We start from the raw sequence: 22,780 nt of genomic DNA, 5'->3' as shown, positions 1-22,780 counted from the left end.
CGATCCTAGGAAGGAGAGACGGGCAGGAGGACCTCGTTCCGAGCCGAGGCGCAGTAAACCTACTTACTCGGTCGTCTTTGACCACATTGGTCTCGGCCCGTGAGACGAGCCGCGCAGCTGCGGTCGCCAGACCTCGACCGACGGCCCTTCCCGACCGCGACACGCGGGCTGCGAGGATGAGCCGGTGCGTCGTGCCGTGGCCCCCCTGCTCGCCGTGACCGTGGCCCTGGTGCTGGCGGACTCGGCCGTCGTGACGCTGGCGCTGCCCGACATCCTCCAGGAGCTGGACGCCTCGGTTCCGCAGGTCGCCTGGGTGCTGATCTGCTTCAACCTCGTGCTCGGGCTCGTGTCCGTGCCGACGGCCATGAGCCTGCTCCGGGTCTCGCCGCGCGTCCCGAGCGCGATCGGCATCGCGGTGTTCGCCGGAGCCTCCGCGTGGTGCGCGGTGGCCGGCTCCATCGACGTGCTCATCGTGGCGCGCTGCGTGCAGGCGTTGGGCGGGGCGCTCGCGCTGGTCGGGTGCCTGGAGCTGATGGTCGCGGAGTGGGGCGAGCGCCGCGGGGTCGCGGCCTGGGTCACCGCCGGCGTGGTCGGCACCGCCACCGGGCCGGTCGCCGGCGGGTTGCTCACGCAGGCGATCTCGTGGGAGGCGATCTTCGTCGTGCAGGTCCCCTTCGCCGTGCTGGCGGTGCCCGCGGCGCTCGCGGTGCGGGCCGCGCCCGCGCAGGTGCCCGACCGGCACCGCCCGGAAGCACGACCCAACCTGACGCTCGCACTCCTGTCCGCGGCGCTCACCGCGGCCCTCTTCCTGCTGGTGCTGCTGCTGGTCGAGGGCTGGCGCCGCTCCCCCGCCACCGCGGCGCTCACCGTGTCCGTCGTACCGGTCGCCGCCCTCGCCGCGCGTCCCCTGGCGCGCCTGCTGCGTGCCTCGCCCCAGGTGGAGGTCGCGGTGGGCTGCTTCCTGGTCGCCGGCGGCCTGGCCGGCCTGGCCATCCCCCCGTCGGCGTACCTCGCGTGGACGATCGCACCCCAGGCGCTCGTGGGCCTCGGGCTGGGGCTCACCGTCGACCGGCTCACCGCGCAGGCGATGGACATGCGGCTGCCGCGCGCCCGGCACGCCGGGTGGACGATCGCCGCCCGTCACGTCGGCGTCGTCGTCGGGCTGGCGATCCTGACCCCGGTGTTCACGGCCGACCTGCGCGACGCCCAGGTCCCGGCGCAGGAGGCGATCACGGCGCTGGTGATCGACGCGGCCCTGCAGCCCCAGGACAAGGTCGACCTCGCCGGCGCCCTCGGCGAGGAGCTCTCCGAGCAGCAGGGCCGGGTCCCCGACCTGCACCGCGCGTTCACCAGCCTCGACCTGGACCCCGACGACCGCCTGGTCGCCGACGAGCTGGAGCGCGACCTGGACTCCCAGCTCGAGCGCGCCGCCACCCACGCCTTCCGTGACTCCTTCCTCATCGGCTCCGGCCTGGCGCTCGCGGCGCTGGCCACGGCGCTGCTCCCTCGCCGCAGGAGGACCACGTGAGCGCGTGGGCGCGGACCGCGGGCCTCCCGGCGGCTGCGCTCGCGCTCGTGGGCGGCGTGCTCGCCGTCCAGCTCGCCAACGGCGGTGGGTCGTTCGAGCCGATGCGCACCGCCGACCCCTGCGTGGAGCGCACGGTGACCGCGCAGGCCGACGGCATCGAGGGGCTCACCGAGAGCCTCGTGCTGCTCGGCGTCGACGGCGCCGCCTGCCGTTTGGACACCAGCCGGGAGGCGTTCGTCCTGGAGCTCGGGCAGGGCGGCGAGCGGACCGACGCCGAGATCGACGCGCTGCGCGAGGGCCTGCGCGACGCCGTACGGCGCATGGACGACGAGGGCTCGCTGCCGCCGGCGTCCGACCTGGTGGACGAGGCGCTCGACACCGCGGAGCTCAACGGCTTCCTCGAGGCCGCGATCCGCGCCCTGCCGGACTCGGTCGTCGACGCGGCGCTCAAGACCGACGACGTCCTCCTGCGCGCCATCGACGAGCTCGACCTGCGTGAGCTCCTGGGCGACCTCGACAGCCAGGACGAGCTCAACGCCCAGCTCGAGGTCGCGATCACCCAGGCGGTCAAGGACTCCCTGGCCGCGCGGCTGCGCGACCTGATCTGAGCCCCTACCTGCGAGCCCGGGCCACCTTGATCCGGGTGGTGGCCGACCGCGCCACGGTGAAGGCGTCGCCCAGGTAGGTCGCGGTCACCCGGAAGGTCCCCGGCTTGGCGAACCGCGCGAGCCGCACGGTGGCCACGCCGTTGCGCAGCGTGCCGGTGTAGGTGCGGGCGCCGACCTTGAGGCGGACCTTCCCGGAGGGGACGAGCCCGAGCGCGCGGACCGTGACGGCCACGGTCGCTCTGGTCCTCTTGGCCACGACCTTGCGCGGCTGCGCCTTGAGGGAGACCGTCGAGGCGGCCTTGGTCACCAGCACGCGCGCAGGAGCGCTGGTGCTGGCCGCGGTCGCGGCGTCCCCGACGTAGCGCGCCTCGAGGGTCACGGCGCCGACGGCAGCGAAGGGGCCGACCCTCCCGCTGGCCGCGCCGTCGACCAGGGTGAGGGTCGCGATCCTGGTCGGGCCGGAGTAGACCTCCACCGCACCCGTCGGCGTCTCGCCGATCGAGGAGACCCCCACCGACACCGCGACGGTGCCGCGCTTGACCGGCACCGAGGTCGGCGCGACGGTCATCGTCGTGGTCGAGTCGTCGGGGTCGACGGCCGGGCGCACCCGGATGCTGCGGAAGTCGACCTCGTCCGTGGCGCTGCGGTTCTCGAGGCCGAGGTAGCCCGCGACCGGTGCCGTGCCCGACCGGGCGAGGGAGCTGACCTGCGTGTCGTTGAGGTAGACGCGGACCCGGGAGGGGGTGACCTGGACGCGGAAGGTGTTCCACTGGCCCAGCGGGTGCAGCGCCTCCGCCACGGCGGTGCGGTCCGGCGCCTGCATGACGCCGCCGGTGGGCGTGATCGCCCCGGTGTCGGCGCCGATGGCGATCTTGTAGCCGCCGACGGGGTCGGCGCCGGCCCGGCTGCTGGACCCGACGAAGAGGCTCGAGTCGTCGTTGGAGGCGGTACGGCGCCAGTCGAGCTCGAGCGTGTAGGGCTCCGTCTGCTGCTCGGTGAACCACGTGGCGCCGCGGCCGCGCATGCTGCGGATCGTGCAGTCGGTCTGGCGGCCGAAGCCACCGGCGCCGGCCTTGCGCCAGCCGTCGAACGAGGCGAACGTCCCGTCGAACAGGCTCGTCCAGCCGGCCTCGGCCGGCGTGGCGGCGCAGGGGTCCGGGGCGGCGCCGCCGACCTGGACGGCGTCGAAGTTGAGGCGGCAGAAGTCGGTCGAGCGGTCGCACTGCAGCGCCACCGTGTTGGCACCCTCGACGAGGGTGACCTGGTAGGTGACGAAGCGCCACGCCTCCCAGTTGTCGAAGCTGGTCATCGGCAGCTGCATCAGCTGCCGGTCCGCGCCGTTGGTGAGCAGGCCCATCGAGCGCGTGACGTTCTCACCGGCACCGAGCGGGCCGGCGGCGTAGCGGACGTGGATCGGGTAGACCCCGGCCGCCGGCGCCGTCACGCTCATGGTCGAGGACATGCCGGTCTCCCGGAAGGTGTAGGAGCCGGTGCCCGAGAAGTTCCCGTGGTCTCCGGAGTTGAGGCCCGGGCCACCCGCGATGACCCCGTCCTCGACCTCGACCCAGGCGATGACGTCGTCGCCGGGTGCCGCTGCGGCGGGCGCGGACACCGCCCCGAGCACCGGGAGCGCGACCGCCAGTGCGGCCACCGCCGCCAGGAGGTGAGAGGTCGTACGGCGCAGCCGAGGCGCCAGGGGTCGAGGGGTCGAGCTCCGCGCGTGCATGCGCCGAAGGTATGGCCGTCGTCACACAGAGTCAAGAACCTTGTCCAGACTCTTGAACTAACGACGCGATTGGTTCACGTATGCGGACTCAGAGCGGAGTGAGGCGCGCGCGTACGTCGCGGAGCTCGTGAGGCCGCAGCGCCACCCAGGGGCCGGCCGGGTCGATCACCAGGGCGACGTACGGCTCGGCCAGCGCCTCCTCCACGGCCCGCGCGACGTCGACCACCAAGAAGGCGTCCCCGGGCGCGCGCACCACGACCTCGGCCGGCGAGGTGAAGGCCAGCAGCGCCGGAGACCCGTCCGGGAGCGCGGTGGTGCGCACCCGCGGACCGTCCGGTCGCTCGTCAACGGCGTAGAACAGCACGCCTCCCTGCGCGAGCGCCTCGACCACCGCCCCCGCCCCTCGCGGCAGGGCCGCCTTGACCGCCCCGTTGCGAGGGTTGCGCAGCACGAAGCCCACCTCCGCGAGGTTGAGCGCACAGGTCGGTCCGGCCGGGTCGAGGTAGAGCCAGCCGTGCCCCTGGGAGGCCGCCAGCTCCAGCACCGCCGCAGCGGGCTGCCCGACGGTCTGCACGTGCGTCGAGGCCGGGTGCATCCGCGCGGCCTCCTCCTGCCGCGTGAACGCGAAGAGGGCGGTGGCGCCGTCCGGGCCGGTGCCGCCGGCGAACCGCAGCGTCGAGCCGGCCGCGATCGTCCCGTCGTCCACGCGCAGGTCCGAGGCGGTCGCGTCGAGCAGCAGGTCGCCCTGCAGCACCTGACGCACCACCTCGAGGTAGGTGGCCTGGTTGCTGTCCGCGGCGAAGGCGGCGAGCGCCGTACGGAGAGGGACGTTGTCGACGAGCTCCATGCGGCGACCCTAGGCGGCGGGGCCTGGTCGTAGGGTAGGCGGATCGTCATGTCGAGCCCTGGAACCAGCACCGAGACCCTCTCCCCCGAGCCGCGCCTGCTGCTCACCGTGGACGCCCCGTCGCTGCTGCACCGCAACCACCACGCCCGCGTCGACTCCGGGCTGCGCGACCAAGGCGGTCGTCCCGCCTGGGCCCTGCACGGGATGCTGCGCCAGATCCTGGAGGTCATCGACCAGTTCGCGCCGGACGCGGTGGTCTTCGGGCTCGACGACCGCACCGCCTCCGTGCGCACCGAGACCTACCCGGCCTACAAGGCCGGACGGCGCCCGAAGGACCCGACGCTGGTCGACCAGCTCGAGCGCGCCAGCGCCCTGCTCGACGCGCTGGGCCTGCTCACGGTCACGCCGGCAGGTCTCGAGGCGGACGACGTGAGCGCGTCGGCTGCGACGTGGGCCGAGGCGTCGGGGTGGAGCTGCGTCATCGTGACCTCCGACCGCGACTCCTTCGCCCACATCAGCGAGCGCACCCGGGTCCTGCGCCTGATCAACGGCGGCATCAACGGCTCCCCGCTGCTCAACCCCGCGCGGCTGCGCACGCTCTACGGCATCGCCGCCGAGCACTACCTCGAGTACGCCGCCCTGCGCGGCGACACCAGCGACAACCTGCCCGGCGTGCCCGGGATCGGCGAGAAGTCCGCGCCCGTGCTGCTCAGCCAGATGGGGTCGATGCAGTCGGTCTGGGCCGACATCGACCACTGCGAGGGTGCCAACCTCGTGGCCGCCCTCGACTCCTACTGCGAGGAGGAGGGGCTGCGCCGACTCGGACCCGGGCTCCTCAAGCGGCTGACCGCGCCCGGCGCGCGGGAGCGCTTCGAGTTCAACCTCTCCCTCATGTCCGGTCGCACCGACCTCGACCTCGGCCTGACCCCCGACGTCCCGGGGACGCCGGGGCTGCTGCCGCTCGACGCGGACCGGGTCGCCCGTGTGGTCGGGCACCTCGGCGTCCCCTCGACCACGGACCTGGCGCTGCGCGTCCTCACGGAGCCGCCGGCCTCCGTCGGCGGCTGAGCCGTCCGAGCGGTGGCGTCCGGTCGGGGTGCTCCCGCGCAGCCGCGCCCGGCACCGGCCCGATGTGGTGAGATGACCCGGTGTTCATCCGCACCGACAGGGGCTACTTCAACCTCCACCTCGTGGTGAACTATCGCCGCGACGACCGGACCGGCGCGTTCCGGCTGGTGTTCGCCGTGGACGGCGGCAACGTCACCATCGACCCGGGACATCCTCAGTACCGACAGGTGGAGCGACACCTGGCCGCTGCCACCCTCGGCCCCGACACCCCCTGACGAGCTCCGGCGGGGCCCTGCCGGGCGGCCCACCCGACTGACGACGACGAAGGCCCCCGGATCGCTCCGGGGGCCTTCGCGGTCGAGCAGGATGTCAGTCGGTCTTGCTGTCGGAGACCTTCCAGTCGCCGTCCTCCTTGACGAGGGTCAGCGTGCCCTTCTCGGTGAACTTCGTGTCCTCGCCGAACAGCTCGGTGAACTTGTCCTTGTCGTCGCCGGTGTACTCGAGGTCGGCGGTGTACTTGACCGTCGCCTTGTCGCCCTTCTCGGAGACGTCGCCGATCTCGACGTCGGACTCGATGTCGTCGATGAGCTCGGTGAACTCCTTGGTCGACTCGTCCTCGGACACCTTGTCGTCCAGCGCGCTGCACGAGTCGACGTCGTTGGCCTCGAGGATCGGCTTGACCGCGTCCTTCGAGGTCAGCTCGCACACCTCCTCCTGGTCCCCGCTGAACTGCGCGTCCAGGAAGTCCTGCGCGACGCCCTTCGGGCCGCCGCCTCCGCCGAGGACGACGAAGAAGAGCACGAGGGCGAGCGCGACCAGGAGCGCGACGCCTCCGCCGATGAGCGCGATCAGCTTGCCCTTGCCCTTCGCCTTGCCGCCGCCGCTGGGCTGACCCTGCTGCGGGTAGCCCTGCTGGGGGTAGCCCTGGGGCGCGTAGCCCTGCTGCGGGTAGCCCTGCTGGGCGTAGTCGGGCTGCTGCTGCTGCGGCGCCTGCTGCCACTGGGCCGGGGGCGCCTGGGGCGGCGGACCCTGCGGCGGCGTACCGGGGGCCGGGCCGCGCGGGGGCGCCACGACGGTCACGTCGGCCGGCGGGGCCGGGTCGGCGGGCGGCTGCGGCTGCTGCGGCTGCTGCGGCTGCTGCGGTGGCGCGGGCGGGGCCGCCTCGGGCGCCGGCATCGTGTGCTCGGTCCAGCGCGTGCCGTCCCACCACCGCTGTCCGCCCTGGCCGTCGGGATACCACCCGGCGGGGGTGCTGGGCTGGTTCGGGTCGCTCATGGTTTCTCCTCGGCGGGACGTCGGCGGGCTGCCGCCGCATCATCACACGCCCACACCCCGCGGCGCGCCCCCGGGCGAGGGGCGGACGGCCGGACGGGCCGCAGGACCCCGGGCGGCGCCTGGGCTCAGAGCGACCCGTTGCTCGGCAGGTTGATGCCGCAGCTGATCGTCTTGGAGTACTCCGGCGCGGTCCACCCGCCGAGCTTGGTCACGATCGTGAGGCGGTAGGAGGTGTTGCCGGCGTCGATGAGCTGCAGCCCGGTGCTGAGGGTGACCGCCTCGGACGTCGAGGTCTTGGTGGCGCGCTGGGTGGTGCCGCGGTAGAGCGTCGACACGTAGGAGACGTCCGCGGGCTGGCCGTTGTCGCTGAAGCCGGTGACGCTGAGGTCCAGGCCCTCGGTGAAGAAGCCGGTCCGGCACGAGTAGGAGCCGGTCACCGCGGAGGGGGTCACGAGCTTGGCCACGCCCACCTGCATCGAGGGCGCCTTGCTGGCGGTGAACTTGGCGAAGGCCAGCTGCGGGACGACCAGGAAGCAGAGGACGGCGAGGGTCAACGACACTGCGCGGCGCAGGGTGTCGGACCGAGACATCGAGGGAGCTCCAGTGCGGGTAGGTCGTGCGGGGGGTGGGACGTGGTTGACCGTCGAGGACCAGTCTGGCCGGAGGGCCTCAAGGGCGGCCGGGGGCGACCTCTGGAAATCCTCAAGGTCTGGCATAGTCCGCTCCATGAGTGAAGCTCTCGGGAACGAACGCCGCGCCGTGGTGGTCGAGGACGACGAGGACGTACGGTCGCTCATCGAGTTCACCCTGACGAGCCAGGGCTTCGAGGTGCGGTCGGTCGACACCGGGCTGGCCGGCGTCGAGGCGGTCCGGACCTTCGACCCCGATCTGGTCACCCTCGACCTCGGCCTGCCCGGCATCGACGGCATCGAGACCTGCCGGCGGATCCGTGAGACCAGCGACGTCTACATCGTCATGATCACCGCGCGCGACGAGGAGATCGACCGCCTCATCGGCCTGGAGACCGGCGCCGACGACTTCCTGTCCAAGCCGTTCAGTCCTCGGGAGCTCCAGGCCCGCGTCAACGCGCTCTTCCGACGGCCGCGTCGTACGACCTCGTCGGGCGAGGCGGAGACCGACGCCACCGCGGCGCCTGCGGCCTTGAGCAACGAGGTGCTCGACCACGGCCCGCTGAAGGTCGACGTGGACGGTCGGCGCGCCTTCAGCGGCGGCACCGAGCTGTCGCTGACCCGCACCGAGTTCGACCTGCTCACCGAGCTGATGCGCACCCCGGCCCGGGTGTGGACCCGCGAGGCGCTGCTGCGCTCGGTCTGGGGCACCGACTGGGCCACCGACACGCACCTGGTCGAGGTCCACGTCGGCAACCTGCGCCGCAAGCTCGGCGACGCGTCCTCGCTCGTGCACACCGTGCGCGGGGTCGGCTACCGCATGGAAGCCCGCTGACCCAGCGGTCCTGCCTCAGGCGTCGTCGGCGCGACCGCTGAGGTACGTCGCCAGCGCCTGCTCGGCGCGCTGGGCGGCCTCGGGGACGAGCCCCAGCGGCAGTCGGGCGGCGGCCAGGTCCCCCAGGCGCAGGTGCGTCTCGAGCCGGTGCGCGAGGTCGACCAGCTCGAGGGCCCCGACGAAGGCGGACGAGACCCTCAGGCTGAGCGCGGCGTCGAGCGCCTGGTCGAGGTCACCCTCCGTGATGGCTGCGATGACGCGGCGGACCCGGTCGGGCAGGAGCTGCTGGTACTTCTCGGCGAAGGTGACGACGAAGGGCCAGGAGGACACGTCGCGCGCCAGGCGTTCGAGGCTCGCGGTGTCCAGGTGTGTCATCGGCGTGCGGCCTCATCCAGGTCCTCGTTCTCGTTCTCGTCGTCCTCGTCCTTGTCGTCGTCGGTGCGGGACCAGATGGTGGTGAGGCCCATGAGGATGAGGCCGCCGAGGGCGACCCACTTCACGACGTGGTGGACGATCGGGGAGCGCATGGTCTGGATCAGGTCGCCGAGGTTCGGGATGACGGCCTGGACCTCCCAGACGGTGTCCTCCTCGAGGATCGCGGTCCAGGGGTCGACGTTGCTGTTGGCGTCGCCCTGGGTGCGGATGCTGATGGTGCCGTCCTTGGCGGTGGTGACCTCGGTGACGCGGTGGGTCTCGACGCGGTGGTCCTCAATGGGGATCTGGTAGCTGATCACGTCGCCGACGTGGACGTCGGTGGCGGGCTTCTGGGTGGTGACCACGACGTCGCCGGGCATGATGCCGGGCTCCATGGAGCCGGTGAGCATGGTGGAGGTGCGGTAGCCCAGGACGTGGGGTCCCACGGCGAGGAACAGGAACATCACGAAGCTGCCGACCATGGCGAGCGTCATCACCAGGCTGGCCACGCGCCGCCACGGGCCCCGGCCCTTCGACGTCCCGGCCGAGGAGCCCACGGCGCTCGTCGAGGAGGCGGGCGCGGCGGCCGGGGTGACGGGGGTGATGCTGACGGGGAGCGCACGGTGGCGTCCCACGACGGTGGGGGTGGTGACGGCGATGCTCACGGTGACTCCTGCTCCTGGTCAGTACGTCGGGAGGTGGGGACTACTTGGAGGTGGCGGCGCGCTGCGTGGCGTCGAAGGTGAAGGCGACCGTGTTGGACAGGCCCTGGAAGGTGTTGTCCGCGGCCTCGGGGAGGGTCAGCGTGACGCGCAGGTTGGCGGCGGCAGCGTTGGAGTTGAGCGCGGTGGTGGCCGCGGCGAGGTCGAGGTTGGTGCCGACCACGGGGCGCGAGGCGATCAGGTTGGTGACGGTGCCGCCGACGCAGGTGAGGTCGTTGCTGCCCGTGGCCTTGGTCCAACCGGTGGTGCACTGGTCGACGGCCAGCTTGAGGCCGTCGGTCTGGTCGGTGGTGAGCTTGTTGGCCGTGCCGCCGGCGGTGGTGAGCTTGACCGAGCCGAAGGCCTCGGTGTCGTTGGAGCGGGTCAGGACCACGGCGCGCTGCACGGTGTCTCCGGGGACCAGGTTGGTCGCGGCGACGGTGGTGCCGAGGCTGGCGTGCTGGGTCAGGCCCAGGACGACCTTGCCGGTGCCCACGGCCTCGCTGGCCGAGGTGGTGGAGGTGAAGGCACCGAAGGTGCCCAGGCCGGCCACGGAGGCGGCGCCGGCGACGAGGACGACGGAGGCGAGGATCTTGGTGGAGCTGGCGGTGAGGGCCGACTTCTTCATGGTGACGTTTCCTTCTGGTCTGAGGTGGCCCTGGGTGGCCGGTGCTTGATGACCAGAACTCTGCCGCCCGCAGATCAAGCCCCTCGGGGGCAAAACCCCCACGTTTCCTCAAGCAATCATCAAGGCTCTTAGCCGAGCGGTGACCGGGGTCACGCGGGAGGTTTGGGATGCCCGGGAGCGGGCACCTTCAGATCGCACGCGCACCACGCTCGGCCTCGTCTCGGATGTTCCTCAGCCAGCCCGCATCCCGGGGGTGGGCTGCCACTCGAGTGCCTGGAGCGGGGTGCGCGTCGCCCGGTCCGCGGGAGTGCGGAGGAGCCTCACCGGGGCTGGACGGAGAACGAGCCAGGACGCGACCCCTGGGGGGCAGTCGGTCGCGTCCCGGCTCTTCAGGGATTCTCTCACACACTCCCGCCGAAGACCCCTTCCTGCTCAGCTCCAGAACACTCGCTCGACCACTCCCCGGGCCTGCCGCATGCGTCGGAGGTAGTCGTTGACCATCTCGTCGGTGGCCCCGGGCCCGTAGCCGAGGATGCTCGCCACCGCCGCCCGCTGCCGTACGTCGCGGGGCAGCTCGTCGGCCGCCTGCCCGCGCACGAGGGTCACCGCGTTGCGCACGCGGCTCACGGTGCGCCAGCCGTGGGCGAGCACGTCGGCGTCGTCCTGCGAGATCAGGTCGGCCTCCGCGGCGGCGGCGAGGGCTCCGAGCGTCTGCGGCGTGCGCAGCCCCGGGACCCGCCCGGCGTGCTGCATCTGGAGCAGCTGCACCGTCCACTCGATGTCCGCGAGCCCGCCCCGCCCCAGCTTGAGGTGCAGCTGGGGGTCCGCACCCCGCGGGAGCCGCTCCTTGTCGACGCGCGCCTTGATGCGCCGGACCTCGACGACGTCGTCCTCGGAGAGGCCGTCCTCGGGGAAGCGCAGCGGGTCGATGAGCGCTATGAAGCGACGTCGCACGTCCTCGTCGCCCACGACCGCGTCGGCGCGCAGGAGCGCCTGCGCCTCCCAGACCTTGGACCACTTCGCGTAGTAGGCGGCGTAGGAGTCGAGCGTGCGCACCAGCGCGCCCTGCTTGCCCTCGGGGCGCAGGTCCGCATCCACCTGCAGCGGCGGGTCGCCGCCGGGTAGCGCCAGCAGACGGCGGATCTCGTTGGCGACGGCCTGGGCGTACGACGTGGCCCGGTGGAGGTCGGCACCCTCCACGGGCTCGTGCACGAAGAGCACGTCGGCGTCGCTGGAGTAGGACAGCTCGAAGCCGCCGTAGCGGCCCATCGCGACGATCGCGATCCGCGTCGGGGTCTCCTCGAGCGAGCGCTGCTCGCGCACCGTGCGGGCGGCGACGTGCAGCGTCGCCTGCAGCGTGGCGTCGGTCAGGCGCGACAGGCCCTGCCCCACCTCGGCCACGTCGGTGAGCCCGAGGGCGTCGCCGGCGGCGATGCGGTAGAGCTCGCGACGGCGTACGGCGCGGATCGCGCGCACGGCCTTCTCGAGGTCGTCGTGCCGCCCGGCGGCGGCGAGCATCTCCTGGCCGACCGGCTCGGCCGGCAGCGGGGTGAGGTCCTCGCCGAGCATCTGCACCCCGAGCGGCTCGCGCTCCAGCAGGCTCGTGACGTAGCGCGACGACGACAGCAGGTGGGCCAGCCGCTCGGCGACCTGGCCCTCGTCGCGCAGGGTCCTGAGGTACCACGGCGTGCGGCCCAGGGTCTCGCTGATCCGGCGGAAGCCGAAGAGCCCCGCATCGGGGTCCGGTCCCTCCGCGAACCAGTCGAGCATGGCCGGCAGGATCGCCCGCTGGATCGTGGCCGTGCGCGAGACGCCGCTGGTGAGAGCCTCCAGGTGGCGCAGCGCGGCCTGGGGGTCGTCATAGCCCAGGGCCGCGAGCCGTGCGCCGGCAGCCTCGGACGACAGTCGCGCCTCGGAGCCCGGGATGCTCGCGACGGCCGTGAGCAGCGGGCGGTAGAACAGCTTCTCGTGCAGCCGCCGGACCTCGCGGCGGTGGTGCTCCCAGGCCCGGTCGAGCGAGGCCACGGGGTCCTTGAGGAAGCGCATGCTCCGCCCCAGCCGGCGCAGCGACGGCTCGTCGGAGGGGACGACGTGGATGCGGCGCAGCTGGAAGAGCTGGATGCGGTGCTCGAGGGTGCGCAGGAACGAGTAGGCCTCGTGCAGCGCCTCGCCGTCCTCGCGACCGACGTACCCGCGCGAGGTCAGCTGGGCCAGCGCGCTCAGGGTGGTCGCCGGCCGGATCGCCTCGTCCATCCGGCCGTGGACCAGCTGCAGCAGCTGCACGGCGAACTCGACGTCGCGCAGCCCGCCGGAGCCGAGCTTGAGCTGGCGGTCGGCCTCGCGCGCCGGGATGTGCTCGACGACCCGGCGGCGCATCGCCTGCGCGTCGCTGACGAAGCCGTCGCGCTCGGCGGCGGTCCAGATCATCGGCGCCACCATCGCGACGTACTCGCGGCCGAGCGCGAGGTCGCCCGCGACGGGGCGTGCCTTCAGCAGCGCCTGGAACTCCCAGGTCTTGGCCCACCGCTCGTAGTAGCCGCGGTGGCTGGCCAGCGTGCGGACCAGGGGGCCGGCCTTGCCCTCGGGCCGCAGGGCGGCGTCGACCGGCCAGATCGTGCCCTCCCCCGTGTGGTCGGAGCAGACCCGGATCATCTGGCTCGCCAGCTGCGTGGCGGCGCGCAGGGCAGGCTGCTCGGCGGCGCCCTCGACCGGCTCGTAGACGAAGATCACGTCGACGTCGGAGACGTAGTTGAGCTCGTGGCCGCCGAGCTTGCCCATGGCGATGACCGCGAGGCGCGCCAGCGCCGCCGGCTCCCCCACCCGCTGCCGCGCGATCGCGAGCCCGGCCTCGAGGGTGCCGGCAGCCAGGTCGGAGAGCTCGGCCGCGGCGTCGTCGATGCCCACGTCGTGCGAGAGGTCGCGCGAGGCCAGGCGCAGCAGCACGCGTCGATACTCCACGCGCAGCGCGTCGACCGCCACCGCGTCGGGCAGCGTCGCCGTCGGGTGCTCGTCGTGGGGGTCGGCGCCCACCGCGGCCAGCAGCCCCTCGCGCACGGCGTACGCCGGCGGGCGGGTCGAGCCCAGCGTCGGGTCGGTCAGCTCGCGCCACTGCCCGGGGTGGCGCACCAGGTGGTCGGCCAGCGCGGTGCTCGCACCGAGCACGGAGAGCAGGCGCATGGCCGTGCCCTCGTCGTCGACCAGCTCGTCGAGCAGCTCGCCCGGCTCCGCGACCGCCTCGTGCAGCCGGACCAGCTCGTGCAGGGCGATGTCGGGGTCGGCCGTGCGCCCGAGCATCGCCAGCAGCGGGTCGGCGGCGCCGCCCAGCTGCCGCAGGTTGTCCATGGCGGTGTCGGTGTCGGTGAAGCCCAGCCGGATCAGGCTCCCCTTGGTGGTGGCCTCGCGGATCACCGGGCACCCGCCACGATCTCCGCGAAGGCCGTCGCCAGGGGCCGCCACGCCTGGGCCAGCTCGTCGGCGGCGTCCTCGACCGAGGCCAGGAGCGCCTCCTGGTCGACACCGCGCAGCACGTGCGCCTCCCGGTCGTCGGCCGCCCACGGCCGCAGGACGGCCGCGTCCACCTCGGGGTGCAGCTGGACGCCCCACATCCGCGGCCCGAACCGCGCCGCCTGGAGCTCCCCGGCCGGGGTCTCGGCCAGCACCTCCGCCTCGGGGGGCAGCGCGGTGACGACGTCGTCGTTCCAGTGCACGCCGCGCCGCCACGAGGCGACCGACGCGGTCAGCGGGTCGGCCGCCGCGGCCGGGGTCCAGCCGACCTCGAGGAGGCCGAGCTGCTGCCCGCGCGGGTTGCGCTCGACGCGGCCGCCCAGCGCGGAGGCGACGAGCTGGTGGCCCAGGCAGATCCCCAGCGTGGGCAGCCCGGCGTCCCGGGCCGCGCGCAGCCGCTCCTTGAGCGGCCCGAACCACGGCACCGAGTCGTCCTCCGCGGACTGCGGACCGCCGAGCACCAGCAGCCCGTCGTACGCCGCCGGGTCGGGCAGGGGCTCGCCGGCGTAGGGACGCGCGACGTGGAGGGCGCAGCCGGCATCGCGCAGCCAGTCGCCGACGAGCGCGGGCGGGCACTCGTCCTCGTGCTGCACGACCAGGACCGACGACATGGCGGACCCGACGGTCAGATCACCGGCAGCATCTGGTCGCGCTCGAAGGTCGAGACCTGGCCGCGGTACTCGTCCCACTCGGCGCGCTTGTTCTTGAGGAAGAAGTCGAAGACCTGCTCCCCCAGCGTCTCGGCGAGCAGCTCGGAGTCCTCCGCGATCGCGATGGCGCTCTGCAGGCTGGTGGGCAGCGGCTCGATGCCGAGGCTGGTGCGCTCGCGCTCGGTGAGCTGCCAGACGTCGTCCTCCGCCTCGCGCGGCAGCTCGTAGCCCTCCTCGATGCCCTTCATCCCGGCGGCCAGGACCACGGCGTAGGCGAGGTAGGGGTTGCAGGCGGCGTCGAGCGTGCGCAGCTCGATGCGCGTGGACTGGCCCTTGAGGGGCTTGTACATCGGCACCCGGACCATGGCGGAGCGGTTGTTGTGGCCCCAGCAGATGTAGGACGGCGCCTCGCTGCCGAACATCATCCGCTTGTAGCTGTTGACCCACTGGTTGGTGACGACGCTGATCTCGCGAGCGTGGGTGAGGATGCCGGCGATGAACTGGCGTCCTGTCTTGGACAGCTGGTACTCCGCGCCCGGCTCGTAGAAGGCGTTCTCGTCACCCTCGAAGAGCGACACGTGGGTGTGCATGCCCGAGCCCGGGTGGGTCGTGAAGGGCTTGGGCATGAACGTCGCCCAGATGCCCTGGCTCAGCGCGACCTCCCGGATGACCGTGCGGAAGGTCATCACGTTGTCGGCGGTGGTGAGCGCGTCGGCGTAGCGCAGGTCGATCTCCTGCTGGCCGGGCCCGTGCTCGTGGTGGCTGAACTCCACCGAGATGCCCATGGACTCCAGCATCGTGATGGCCTCGCGCCGGAAGTCGGCGCCGCTCGACTGGGCGGTGTGGTCGAAGTAGCCGCTGCGGTCGACCGGCACCGGCTCGCCGCCGGGGACCGGGCTGTCCTTGAAGAGGTAGAACTCGATCTCGGGGTGGGTGTAGAAGGTGAAGCCCTTGTCGGCGGCCTTGCCCAGCGTGCGCTTGAGCACGTTGCGCGGGTCGGCGTAGGAGGGGGCGCCGTCGGGCATCACGATGTCGCAGAACATCCGGGCCGTCGAGGGGCCGTCGCCCTCGCGCCACGGCAGGATCTGGAACGTCGAGGGGTCGGGCTTGGCCAGCATGTCGGACTCGTAGACGCGCGCGAAGCCCTCGATGGCCGAGCCGTCGAAGCCGATGCCCTCGTCGAAGGCGCCCTCGAGCTCCGCCGGCGCCACCGCGACCGACTTCAGCGAGCCCAGCACGTCGGTGAACCACAGCCGCACGAAGCGGACGTCGCGCTCCTCGAGAGCGCGGAGTACGAAGTCCTCTTGCTTGCCCATGCGCTCAGCGTAGGGGCAGCGCGCCCCGGCCCGGCGACAGGTCAGCGCTTGCCGCAGATGTTGACGTCCTGGGAGCCCAGGACGCCGGCGTGGGCGCGACGGAGGGGCACCATGGCGGGCTGGCCGACCCGGGCGAACGCGAGGGTCCCGGCGGTGGGGCCCTGCACGCCCTCGACGGTCACCTTGCGGGTCACCAGCCGCAGGACCGTACGTCGCGCGTCCGTGCCGGCCCAGCACGCCGAGGCGCGCTGCTTGGTGCGCGCCCGCGCGACGGTGACCACCTCACCGGCGCCGATCCCGCGGTACTTGAAGGCCACGTGCGTCACGTAGCCGGTCTGCCCCTCCCACGGGGCGGTGACCGAGACCGAGAGCCCGTGGGTGCGACCGGCCGGCACCGAGAAGGCCGCACGCCCATCGGTCACCCTCCTGGCCCGCGACGTCCAGACGTCCGGCTCGCCGTCCTCGCCGAACACCGCGCTGTAGACGCGCAGCCGGCAGCCCTCGCAGCCCGGTGCCTTGAGCACCACCCGCTGGGTCGCGGCCCGCTCGTGCACCGGCAGGTGGGCGGCGTCCCTGGCGACCGAGGACGCCACCGCCGAGCCCACGGTCAGCCCCAGGGGAAGGGCGAGGACCGCCGCGGCGGTCACCAGTCGTCGTACCCACGTGTGCCGAGTCATCCGTGCCATCTCCTCCGGTCGCTGAAGTGCTGTCCGGAGGGAGACGCGAGGTACGGCGCAGAAGTTGCGGCGCGTCGGGGTCAGTCGTCCTCGGGGAGGGTGTTGCGCTCCACCTCGCCGATCGCGGGACGGCCCCGGTTGCAGAACACCTCGATCTCCACCGACTCCGCCTGCCGGGCCAGCACCGCGTCGACGTCGTCGTCGGGACCGCTGTCGTAGCTGACGGTGCGCCAGCCGGTCGCCGGCTCCACGCTCACGCCGTAGGCCACGGCGTCGCGGCACTCCACGACGAAGCTGCCGAAGTCGTCCTCGAACGTCTTGCGGACCGGCGTCGCGTCCGCCGCGGGGGTGAGCTCGCCCTCGGCGTCGACCTGGGCGTCGCGGACCGCCTCGGTCACGACCGGGCCGCGGTCGCGGATGCTGGCCCCCAGCGACGACACGGCCAGGACGCCCACGGCCACGGCGAGCACCGCGGCGACGAGCCACCCGGCGGCGTACCCCCAGGCGCGCGGGACCCGCCGCTCGTCGCTCATCGCCCCATCGTGCCCGCCGCCGTGCTGCGACGTCCTCAAGCCACGGTTAAGGGAGTGCTAAGGCGGCGGGTGGGGGGCCGGCACTGGGCTAGGTTCGATGCGTGGCGCAGGTGCTGATCATCGAGGACGACGCGCGCATCCGGCCGCTGCTGATGCGCGCCCTCGACGAGCGCGGGTACGCCGTCTCGTCGGCCGCCACCGGGATGCTGGGGCTGTCGATGGCGGTGGAGAGCCGCCCCGACCTGGTCATCCTCGACCTCGGGCTGCCCGACGTGGACGGCACGCAGGTGCTCTCGATGCTGCGCGCGGTCAGCGACGTGCCCGTGATCGTCGCCAGCGCCCGCGACGACGACCCGTCGCTCGTGAGCTGCCTGGACGCCGGCGCCGACGACTACGTGGTCAAGCCCTACACGACCGCCCAGCTCGAGGCCCGGATCCGCGCGGTCATGCGTCGCGTCGGCTCCGGCGCCCGCGCGCCGCGCACCAGCCTGGTGGTCGGTGGGCTCGAGATCGACGTCGGCGCGCGGCGCACGACCCTGGACGGGCGGGTGCTGGACCTGAGCCCGCGCGAGTTCGACCTGCTGCGGCACCTCGCCGAGCGCGCCGGGGAGGTCGTCACCAAGCGCGAGCTGCTCACCGACGTCTGGCACCAGGCGTGGGGCGGCTCGGACAAGACCGTCGACGTGCACCTCTCGTGGCTGCGCCGCAAGCTGGGCGAGTCGGCCTCCGAGCCGCGCTACCTGCACACCGTCCGGGGCGTCGGCGTCCGCCTGACCGCGCCCGACGAGATCTGACGTGCGCCGCAGCCTGATCCTCACGGTGGCCGCGGCCGTCACCATGGTGCTGCTGGCGATGCTCGTGCCGATGGCCGTGCTGCTGCGCGACTACGCCCTGGAGGACCGGCTCTCGCGGGCCGCGCTGGAGGTGCAGGCCACCGAGTCGGTCGTCTCCGGTCAGGACCGCGGCGCCGTCTCGCTCTACCTCGAGAGCATCAACGAGGACCCCGACACCCAGACCACCGTGCTCTACCCGCCCGACGAGGTGCACCCCGGGGGCCAGGACGTCGGCCCCGACCCCGGGCAGGACGCTCGGGTCATCGAGGCGCGGGCGACCGGCCAGGCGCGCGTCGACGACGTGGACGGCGGCGCGGAGTTCCTCGTGCCGGTCTCCCTCAGCGGCAGCTCGGCCGCGCCCGAGCGGACCCCGGTGATCCGGGTCGTGGTGGCCCAGCCGGGCCTGCAGTCGACCGTCGTCCGCAGCTGGCTGGTGCTCCTCGCGCTGGGGATCGTGCTGCTCGCGGGCGCGCTGCTCCTCGCCGACCGCCTGGGACGCTCGTTCGTCCTGCCGATCCGCGGCCTGGCGACGTACGCCCAGCAGCTCGGCGACCGCCGCCGGCCGGCCCGCCTGGTCACCGACGGTCCCCCGGAGGTGCGCGAGCTCGCGCAGGCCATGGCCCGGCTGGTGGAGCGGATCGAGGTGCTGCTGGAGCGCGAGCGCGCGGGGGTGGCCGACCTCTCGCACCGGCTGCGCACGCCGATCACCGCGCTGCGGCTGCGTGTCGACGGCGTCGCGGACGCCGACTCCCGAGCTCGGCTCGGCGCCGACCTGGACGAGCTCGAGCAGATGGTCGACCACGTGGTGCGCGAGGCCCGGCGTTCCGAGCGCGAGGGGCTGGTGCCCGAGTGCGACGCCGTGGCGGTGCTCCGCGAGCGCGCCGCCTTCTGGCAGCCGCTGGCGGAGGACCAGGACCGCGACTTCACCGTCGACGTCACCGCCGCCTCCCCCACGCCGGTGCGCGCCTCCGAGGAGGACCTGTCGGCCGTGGCCGACGTGCTGCTCGACAACGTCTTCACGCACACCCCGGACGGCGCTGCGGTGCGCCTCGGCGTCACGGCCCGGCCTGGTGGCGGCGTGGTGCTCACCGTCGAGGACGGCGGCCCCGGCCTGCCCGACGACCTGGACGTCGCCGGCCGCGGCACGTCCGGCGCGGGTTCGACCGGGCTGGGCCTGGCCATCGTCGACAGGACCGCCACCGAGTCCGGCGGCGGTCTGTCGCTGTCGCGCTCGCCGTACGGCGGGGCGCGCGTCGTGGTCGAGCTCGGCGCGCCCTAGCGGCCGATCAGCGGGTGAGCGTGGCGGTGCAGGGCTCGCCGTCGGCCGGGGTGGCCGTCACGGTGAACCTGTCGGCGCCGTCCTCCTGCGCGATGACGTCGAGGTCGAGCTCGGCGTCACCGTCGGTGCGGCGCTCGCCCTCGAGCAGCGTGGTGCCGCCCTGCTCGACGACGACGTCCCACGTCTCGTCGGGGGCACCGGACTGGAGCTCGTAGGCGACCTCGAGGCCCCCGTCGTCCTGCTCCACGCTCAGCTCGTACGACGTCGCGGCGCACGTGCCGCGCTCGACGCTCTCGTCGTCGCCACGAGTGAGCGCCCAGGCGCCGCCGCCGATGAGCACCAGTGTGATCGCGGCGACCACGATCAGGACTGTCCTCTTCATGATGTCTCCTCTGTCGGTTGCTTGATGACAGGAGGAGACTCGCAAGCCCGCCGCTAACGGCGAACCATGTCGTGGCTAAGCCCAGGCAAAGGCCCTACGTGGGGATGTTGGCCTCGATCTCGGCGAGCCACGTGTCGGGCTTGGCGTCCGACGGCATCCGCCAGTCGCCGCGCGGCGACATGGTGCCGCCGGCGCTGACCTTGGGCCCGTTGGGCAGGGCCGAGCGCTTGAACTGGCTCGCGAAGAAGCGCTTGGTGAAGACCACGAGCCAGGACCTGATCGCGGCCAGGTCGTAGGCGACGCGGCGCTCCTCGGGGAACCCCGGCGGCCACTCCCCCTCGCCCGCGTCGCGCCAGGCGTGCCACGCGAGGAAGGCGATCTTGCTGGGCCGCTGGCCGTAGCGGACGGTGTGGAAGAGCGTGAAGTCCTGCAGGGCGTAGGGCCCGACGGTGTCCTCGGTGGCCTGCGGCTTCTTGCCCTCGACGGTCGGGACCAGCTCGGGGGTGATCTCCTGCTCGAGGATCCCGCGGAGCAGCTCGTTGGTCTCCTCGTCGAACTGGTCGGAGTCGGCCACCCAGCGGATGAGGTGCTGCACCAGGGTCTTGGGCACGCCGGCGTTGACGTTGTAGTGCGACATCTGGTCGCCCACGCCGTAGGTGCACCAGCCCAGGGCCAGCTCCGAGAGGTCGCCGGTGCCGACGACGATGCCCCTGCGGTGGTTGGCGATGCGGAAGAGGTAGTCGTAGCGCAGCCCGGCCTGGACGTTCTCGAACGTCACGTCGTAGACCGGCTCGCCGTCGGCGAAGGGGTGGTCGATGTCGGCGAGCATCTGCGTGGCCGCCGGGCGAATGTCGAGCTCCTCGAACGTCACACCGAGGCTCTGCGCCAGCCGGGTGGCGTACGACTTGCTGGTGTCGCCGGTGGCGAAGCCCGGCATCGTGATGGCCTGGATGTCGCTGCGGGGGCGGCCCAGACGGTCCATGGCGCGCGCGATGACGATGAGGGCGTGCGTGGAGTCGAGGCCACCGCTCACGCCGATGACCGGCTTGGTGTCGCCGATCGCCTGGATGCGCTGCTCCAGGCCGGAGACCTGGATATGGTAGGCCTCGTAGCAGTCCAGCGCCAGGCGGGACGGGTCGTCGGGCACGAACGGGTAGCGGTCGACCTTGCGGCGCAGGCCGAGGTCGCCCGTCGGCGGCTTCAGCTCGAAGGGGATCCGGCGGAACTCCCGCACCCGGTCGTCGTAGGTCCGCCGGTTGTCGTCGACCGTGCCCTGCCGCATCCGCTCCTGGCGGATCCGGTCCAGGTCGACGTCCGCGACCGAGCGCCGCGCCTCGTCGGGGAAGCGCTCGCTCTCCGCCAGCAGGTCGCCGCACTCGTAGACCATCGTCTGGCCGTCCCACGACAGGTCGGTCGTGGACTCGCCCTGGCCGGCGGCCGCGTAGAGGTAGGCCGCGGAGCAGCGCGCGCTCTGGCTGCGCACCAGCAGGCGCCGGTCCTCGGCACGCCCGACGGTGATCGGGCTGCCCGAGAGGTTGAGGAGCACGGTGGCCCCCGCGAGCGCGGCCTCCGAGCTCGGCGGGATGGGGACCCAGAAGTCCTCGCAGATCTCCACGTGCAGCTCGAGCCCGCGCACGTCGGTGGCGGTGAAGATGAGGTCGGGCCCGAACGGCACCGTCTCGCCGTTCAGCGTGATCGTGCTGCCGCGGGTGTCGTCACCCGGCGCGAACCACCGGCGCTCGTAGAACTCCCGGTACGTCGGCAGGTAGCTCTTCGGCGCCACGCCCAGGACGCGCCCCCGGTGGATGACGACCGCGCAGTTCATCACCCGGGTCCCGTGCACCAGCGGCGCCCCGACCACCATCACCGGCAGCAGGTCGGCGGAGGCCTCGACGATGGTGGCGACCGCCGCCTCCACGGCCTCCAGCAGCGTGCTCTGCAGGAACAGGTCGTCGATGGAGTACCCCGACAGCCCCAGCTCCGGGAACAGCGCGACCGCCACCCCGTCCTCGTGGCACAGCCGCGCCTGCTCCAGCACCCGCTGCGCGTTGGTCGCCGGGTCCACGATCGCCACAGGCAACGTGCACGCCGCCACGCGGGCGAAGCCATGTGCGTACGCCGAGTAGAAGTCCACGCCGCGAGTCTAGGCAGCCCGCTCGCCGGCGGGCCGTCGGTGGTTGAGGTGGAGCCGAAGTCCCGCCTCGAAACCGCAACCGGCGGTCGAGCAGCGAGCGCAGCGAGCCTCGAAACCACCCCACCGGTGGTCGAGCAGCGAGGAGCGCAAGCGAGGAGCGAACGTCGAGACCCCCGCACCTCTGTCCGCCTCCTCAGGGTGATCAATGACGTCGTAGCGCGCCGGCCTCGGTGGTTGAGGTGCGAGCGCAGCGAGCCTCGAAACCACCCCACCGGTGGTCGAGCAGCGAGGAGCACCAGCGACGAGCGCCCGTCGAGACCCCCGCACCTCTGTCCGCCTCCTGGGGGAATTCAGTGGAGGCGTACGGCGCCGCTGTGGTCACGGTCTTTGGCAGCTACGAGGAGGAGGTACGAGGTGCTCGCGCGCCGCTCCCGGCCGCAGGGCCCGGTGGTTGAGGTGCGAGCGCAGCGAGCCTCGAAACCACCCCACCGGTGGTCGAGCAGCGAGGAGCGCCAGCGACGAGCGAACGTCGAGACCCCCGCACCTCTGTCCGCCTCCTGGGAGAATTCAGTGGTGTCGTACGGCGCCGCAGTGGTCACGGTCCTTTGGCAGCTACACGGAGCAGGTGGGCGGTGCTCCCACGCCGCCGCCGGCCGTCGGCTCGCCTCGGTTTCGAGACGGTTGCTGCGCAACCTCCTCAACCCACGACGCCGGTGGTTGAGGAGGGACGAAGTCCCGTCTCGAAACCACCCCCGGGAAGGATCAAGAAATTTCGACAGCCCTTGTGGATAAGGCCTCCTGAGCCCCAGTTCAGGGCCTCGACTGTCGGTGGTGGGTGCTTGAGTGGACCCATGACCAGCCCCGCCGCCGACCTCCTCGAGGTCATGCGTCACGAGACCACCGCCGCGACCGCGGCCGAGGTCCGACGCCTGCGCGCGGCGATCGCCTGGTGCACCCTGCACACCACCGACGAGGAGGCCGACGCCGCGTTCGGTGACCACGGCATCCCCCTCGCCGGCGACGGCACCCCCTGGATCTCGGAGTTCGCGGTCATGGAGCTCGGCGCCGCACTCGGCATGTCCACCGACTCCGCCAAGAGCTACGTCGGCGCCGCCCTCGAGATCCACCACCGCCTCCCCCGGCTCTGGGCCCAGGTCGACCACGGACACCTCCCGTTCTGGAAGGCCAAGTGGATCGCCGAGCACACCATGGC

General features: G+C 72.8%; 21 protein-coding genes and 1 pseudogene. 8 read left to right on the top strand and 14 right to left on the bottom strand.

The features are described from left to right. The first annotated feature begins 184 nt into the window (after positions 1-184). Positions 185-1,528, top strand: coding sequence for an MFS transporter (locus E4622_RS17335; protein ID WP_134741514.1), 1,344 nt, complete (start codon positions 185-187; stop codon positions 1,526-1,528). Beyond that, a complete protein-coding gene (locus tag E4622_RS17330; protein ID WP_134741513.1) occupies positions 1,525-2,136 on the top strand; it encodes a hypothetical protein in 612 nt (203 codons plus the stop codon). Before E4622_RS17335 ends, E4622_RS17330 begins: the two co-directional genes overlap by 4 nt. A gap of 4 nt (positions 2,137-2,140) precedes the next feature. On the opposite strand, the gene E4622_RS17325 is transcribed toward E4622_RS17330, so the two are convergent. After that, a complete protein-coding gene (locus E4622_RS17325; protein WP_134741512.1) occupies positions 2,141-3,862 on the bottom strand; it encodes a family 16 glycoside hydrolase in 1,722 nt (573 codons plus the stop codon). A gap of 88 nt (positions 3,863-3,950) precedes the next feature. Next, positions 3,951-4,709: an SseB family protein gene (locus E4622_RS17320; protein ID WP_134741511.1), complete on the bottom strand. Its 759-nt coding sequence runs from the start codon at positions 4,707-4,709 to the stop codon at positions 3,951-3,953. Between the two features lie 48 nt (positions 4,710-4,757). On the opposite strand from E4622_RS17320, the gene E4622_RS17315 reads away from it, so the two are divergent. Together E4622_RS17315 and E4622_RS17310 are read left to right on the top strand one after the other, a co-directional pair. Beyond that, a complete protein-coding gene (locus E4622_RS17315) occupies positions 4,758-5,777 on the top strand; it encodes a 5'-3' exonuclease H3TH domain-containing protein (RefSeq protein WP_134741510.1) in 1,020 nt (339 codons plus the stop codon). A gap of 80 nt (positions 5,778-5,857) precedes the next feature. Then, positions 5,858-6,052, top strand: coding sequence for a hypothetical protein (locus tag E4622_RS17310; RefSeq protein ID WP_134741509.1), 195 nt, complete (start codon positions 5,858-5,860; stop codon positions 6,050-6,052). A 94-nt stretch (positions 6,053-6,146) separates the two neighbouring features. Here E4622_RS17310 and E4622_RS17305 read toward each other — a convergent pair whose 3' ends face one another. Together E4622_RS17305 and E4622_RS17300 are read right to left on the bottom strand one after the other, a co-directional pair. Next, positions 6,147-7,052 (bottom strand): DUF2510 domain-containing protein, encoded by a 906-nt coding sequence (locus E4622_RS17305; RefSeq protein WP_134741508.1) that lies wholly within the window; start codon positions 7,050-7,052, stop codon positions 6,147-6,149. Between the two features lie 125 nt (positions 7,053-7,177). Further along, entirely contained in the window at positions 7,178-7,642 is a 465-nt protein-coding gene (locus E4622_RS17300) for a hypothetical protein (RefSeq protein ID WP_134741507.1), read from the bottom strand. 136 nt (positions 7,643-7,778) lie between these two features. Between E4622_RS17300 and E4622_RS17295 the strand changes: the two genes are divergently transcribed. Continuing rightward, positions 7,779-8,516 (top strand): response regulator transcription factor, encoded by a 738-nt coding sequence (locus tag E4622_RS17295; RefSeq protein ID WP_134741506.1) that lies wholly within the window; start codon positions 7,779-7,781, stop codon positions 8,514-8,516. A 15-nt stretch (positions 8,517-8,531) separates the two neighbouring features. On the opposite strand, the gene E4622_RS17290 is transcribed toward E4622_RS17295, so the two are convergent. The 8 genes from E4622_RS17290 to E4622_RS17255 all read right to left on the bottom strand — a co-directional run bounded on the left by E4622_RS17290 (position 8,532) and on the right by E4622_RS17255 (position 16,939). Further along, the gene (locus E4622_RS17290; RefSeq protein WP_134741505.1) at positions 8,532-8,891 is read right to left on the bottom strand and encodes an Hpt domain-containing protein; all 360 of its coding nucleotides are present in this window, start codon (positions 8,889-8,891) and stop codon (positions 8,532-8,534) included. Then, positions 8,888-9,595 (bottom strand): signal peptidase I, encoded by a 708-nt coding sequence (locus E4622_RS17285; RefSeq protein WP_134741504.1) that lies wholly within the window; start codon positions 9,593-9,595, stop codon positions 8,888-8,890. Before E4622_RS17285 ends, E4622_RS17290 begins: the two co-directional genes overlap by 4 nt. A gap of 40 nt (positions 9,596-9,635) precedes the next feature. Next, positions 9,636-10,259 carry a TasA family protein gene (locus tag E4622_RS17280; RefSeq protein WP_134741503.1) on the bottom strand — a complete coding sequence of 208 codons (624 nt, stop codon included), beginning with the start codon at positions 10,257-10,259 and terminating at the stop codon, positions 9,636-9,638. Between the two features lie 432 nt (positions 10,260-10,691). Further along, on the bottom strand, positions 10,692-13,667 hold the full coding sequence (locus E4622_RS17275; protein ID WP_134741502.1) for a bifunctional [glutamine synthetase] adenylyltransferase/[glutamine synthetase]-adenylyl-L-tyrosine phosphorylase: 2,976 nt from the start codon (positions 13,665-13,667) through the stop codon (positions 10,692-10,694). Further along, complete coding sequence (locus E4622_RS17270; protein WP_134741501.1) at positions 13,664-14,374, bottom strand: type 1 glutamine amidotransferase; 711 nt, start codon at positions 14,372-14,374, stop codon at positions 13,664-13,666. Before E4622_RS17270 ends, E4622_RS17275 begins: the two co-directional genes overlap by 4 nt. 14 nt (positions 14,375-14,388) lie before the next feature. Further along, on the bottom strand, positions 14,389-15,729 hold the full coding sequence (gene glnA, locus E4622_RS17265) for a type I glutamate--ammonia ligase (RefSeq protein ID WP_134741500.1): 1,341 nt from the start codon (positions 15,727-15,729) through the stop codon (positions 14,389-14,391). A gap of 41 nt (positions 15,730-15,770) precedes the next feature. Then, complete coding sequence (locus E4622_RS17260; RefSeq protein WP_134741499.1) at positions 15,771-16,406, bottom strand: hypothetical protein; 636 nt, start codon at positions 16,404-16,406, stop codon at positions 15,771-15,773. 80 nt (positions 16,407-16,486) lie between these two features. Continuing rightward, a complete protein-coding gene (locus tag E4622_RS17255; RefSeq protein ID WP_134741498.1) occupies positions 16,487-16,939 on the bottom strand; it encodes a hypothetical protein in 453 nt (150 codons plus the stop codon). A 101-nt stretch (positions 16,940-17,040) separates the two neighbouring features. Between E4622_RS17255 and E4622_RS17250 the strand changes: the two genes are divergently transcribed. Then, the gene (locus E4622_RS17250) at positions 17,041-17,733 is read left to right on the top strand and encodes a response regulator transcription factor (RefSeq protein WP_134741497.1); all 693 of its coding nucleotides are present in this window, start codon (positions 17,041-17,043) and stop codon (positions 17,731-17,733) included. Between the two features lies 1 nt (position 17,734). Next, positions 17,735-19,051, top strand: coding sequence for a HAMP domain-containing sensor histidine kinase (locus tag E4622_RS17245; RefSeq protein WP_134741496.1), 1,317 nt, complete (start codon positions 17,735-17,737; stop codon positions 19,049-19,051). 7 nt (positions 19,052-19,058) lie between these two features. Here the strand turns inward: E4622_RS17245 and E4622_RS17240 are convergent, their stop codons facing one another. Both E4622_RS17240 and E4622_RS17235 read right to left on the bottom strand, forming a co-directional pair. Beyond that, positions 19,059-19,433: a hypothetical protein gene (locus E4622_RS17240; protein WP_134741495.1), complete on the bottom strand. Its 375-nt coding sequence runs from the start codon at positions 19,431-19,433 to the stop codon at positions 19,059-19,061. A 94-nt stretch (positions 19,434-19,527) separates the two neighbouring features. Next, complete coding sequence (locus E4622_RS17235; RefSeq protein ID WP_134741494.1) at positions 19,528-21,567, bottom strand: NAD(+) synthase; 2,040 nt, start codon at positions 21,565-21,567, stop codon at positions 19,528-19,530. Positions 21,568-22,418: 851 nt separating this feature from the next. On the opposite strand from E4622_RS17235, the pseudogene E4622_RS17230 reads away from it, so the two are divergent. Continuing rightward, positions 22,419-22,780: pseudogene (locus E4622_RS17230) on the top strand (CoA-binding protein); the annotation flags it as partial.

This window comes from Nocardioides sp. 503 (assembly GCF_004522095.1).
Taxonomy (GTDB): Bacteria; Actinomycetota; Actinomycetes; order Propionibacteriales; family Nocardioidaceae; genus Nocardioides.
This window is presented reverse-complemented; position numbering and strand designations above follow the sequence as displayed.

Excerpts from the sequence above, each read along its gene's own strand:
- E4622_RS17300 (WP_134741507.1), bottom strand. The coding sequence starts at position 7,642 with ATGTCTCGGTCCGACACCCTGCGCCGCGCAGTGTCGTTGACCCTCGCC.
- glnA (WP_134741500.1), bottom strand. The coding sequence starts at position 15,729 with ATGGGCAAGCAAGAGGACTTCGTACTCCGCGCTCTCGAGGAGCGCGAC.
- E4622_RS17315 (WP_134741510.1), top strand. The coding sequence starts at position 4,758 with ATGTCGAGCCCTGGAACCAGCACCGAGACCCTCTCCCCCGAGCCGCGC.
- E4622_RS17290 (WP_134741505.1), bottom strand. The coding sequence starts at position 8,891 with ATGACACACCTGGACACCGCGAGCCTCGAACGCCTGGCGCGCGACGTG.
- E4622_RS17325 (WP_134741512.1), bottom strand. The coding sequence starts at position 3,862 with ATGCACGCGCGGAGCTCGACCCCTCGACCCCTGGCGCCTCGGCTGCGC.
- E4622_RS17240 (WP_134741495.1), bottom strand. The coding sequence starts at position 19,433 with ATGAAGAGGACAGTCCTGATCGTGGTCGCCGCGATCACACTGGTGCTC.
- E4622_RS17320 (WP_134741511.1), bottom strand. The coding sequence starts at position 4,709 with ATGGAGCTCGTCGACAACGTCCCTCTCCGTACGGCGCTCGCCGCCTTC.
- E4622_RS17255 (WP_134741498.1), bottom strand. The coding sequence starts at position 16,939 with ATGAGCGACGAGCGGCGGGTCCCGCGCGCCTGGGGGTACGCCGCCGGG.
- E4622_RS17295 (WP_134741506.1), top strand. The coding sequence starts at position 7,779 with ATGAGTGAAGCTCTCGGGAACGAACGCCGCGCCGTGGTGGTCGAGGAC.
- E4622_RS17305 (WP_134741508.1), bottom strand. The coding sequence starts at position 7,052 with ATGAGCGACCCGAACCAGCCCAGCACCCCCGCCGGGTGGTATCCCGAC.
- E4622_RS17260 (WP_134741499.1), bottom strand. The coding sequence starts at position 16,406 with ATGACTCGGCACACGTGGGTACGACGACTGGTGACCGCCGCGGCGGTC.
- E4622_RS17270 (WP_134741501.1), bottom strand. The coding sequence starts at position 14,374 with ATGTCGTCGGTCCTGGTCGTGCAGCACGAGGACGAGTGCCCGCCCGCG.
- E4622_RS17280 (WP_134741503.1), bottom strand. The coding sequence starts at position 10,259 with ATGAAGAAGTCGGCCCTCACCGCCAGCTCCACCAAGATCCTCGCCTCC.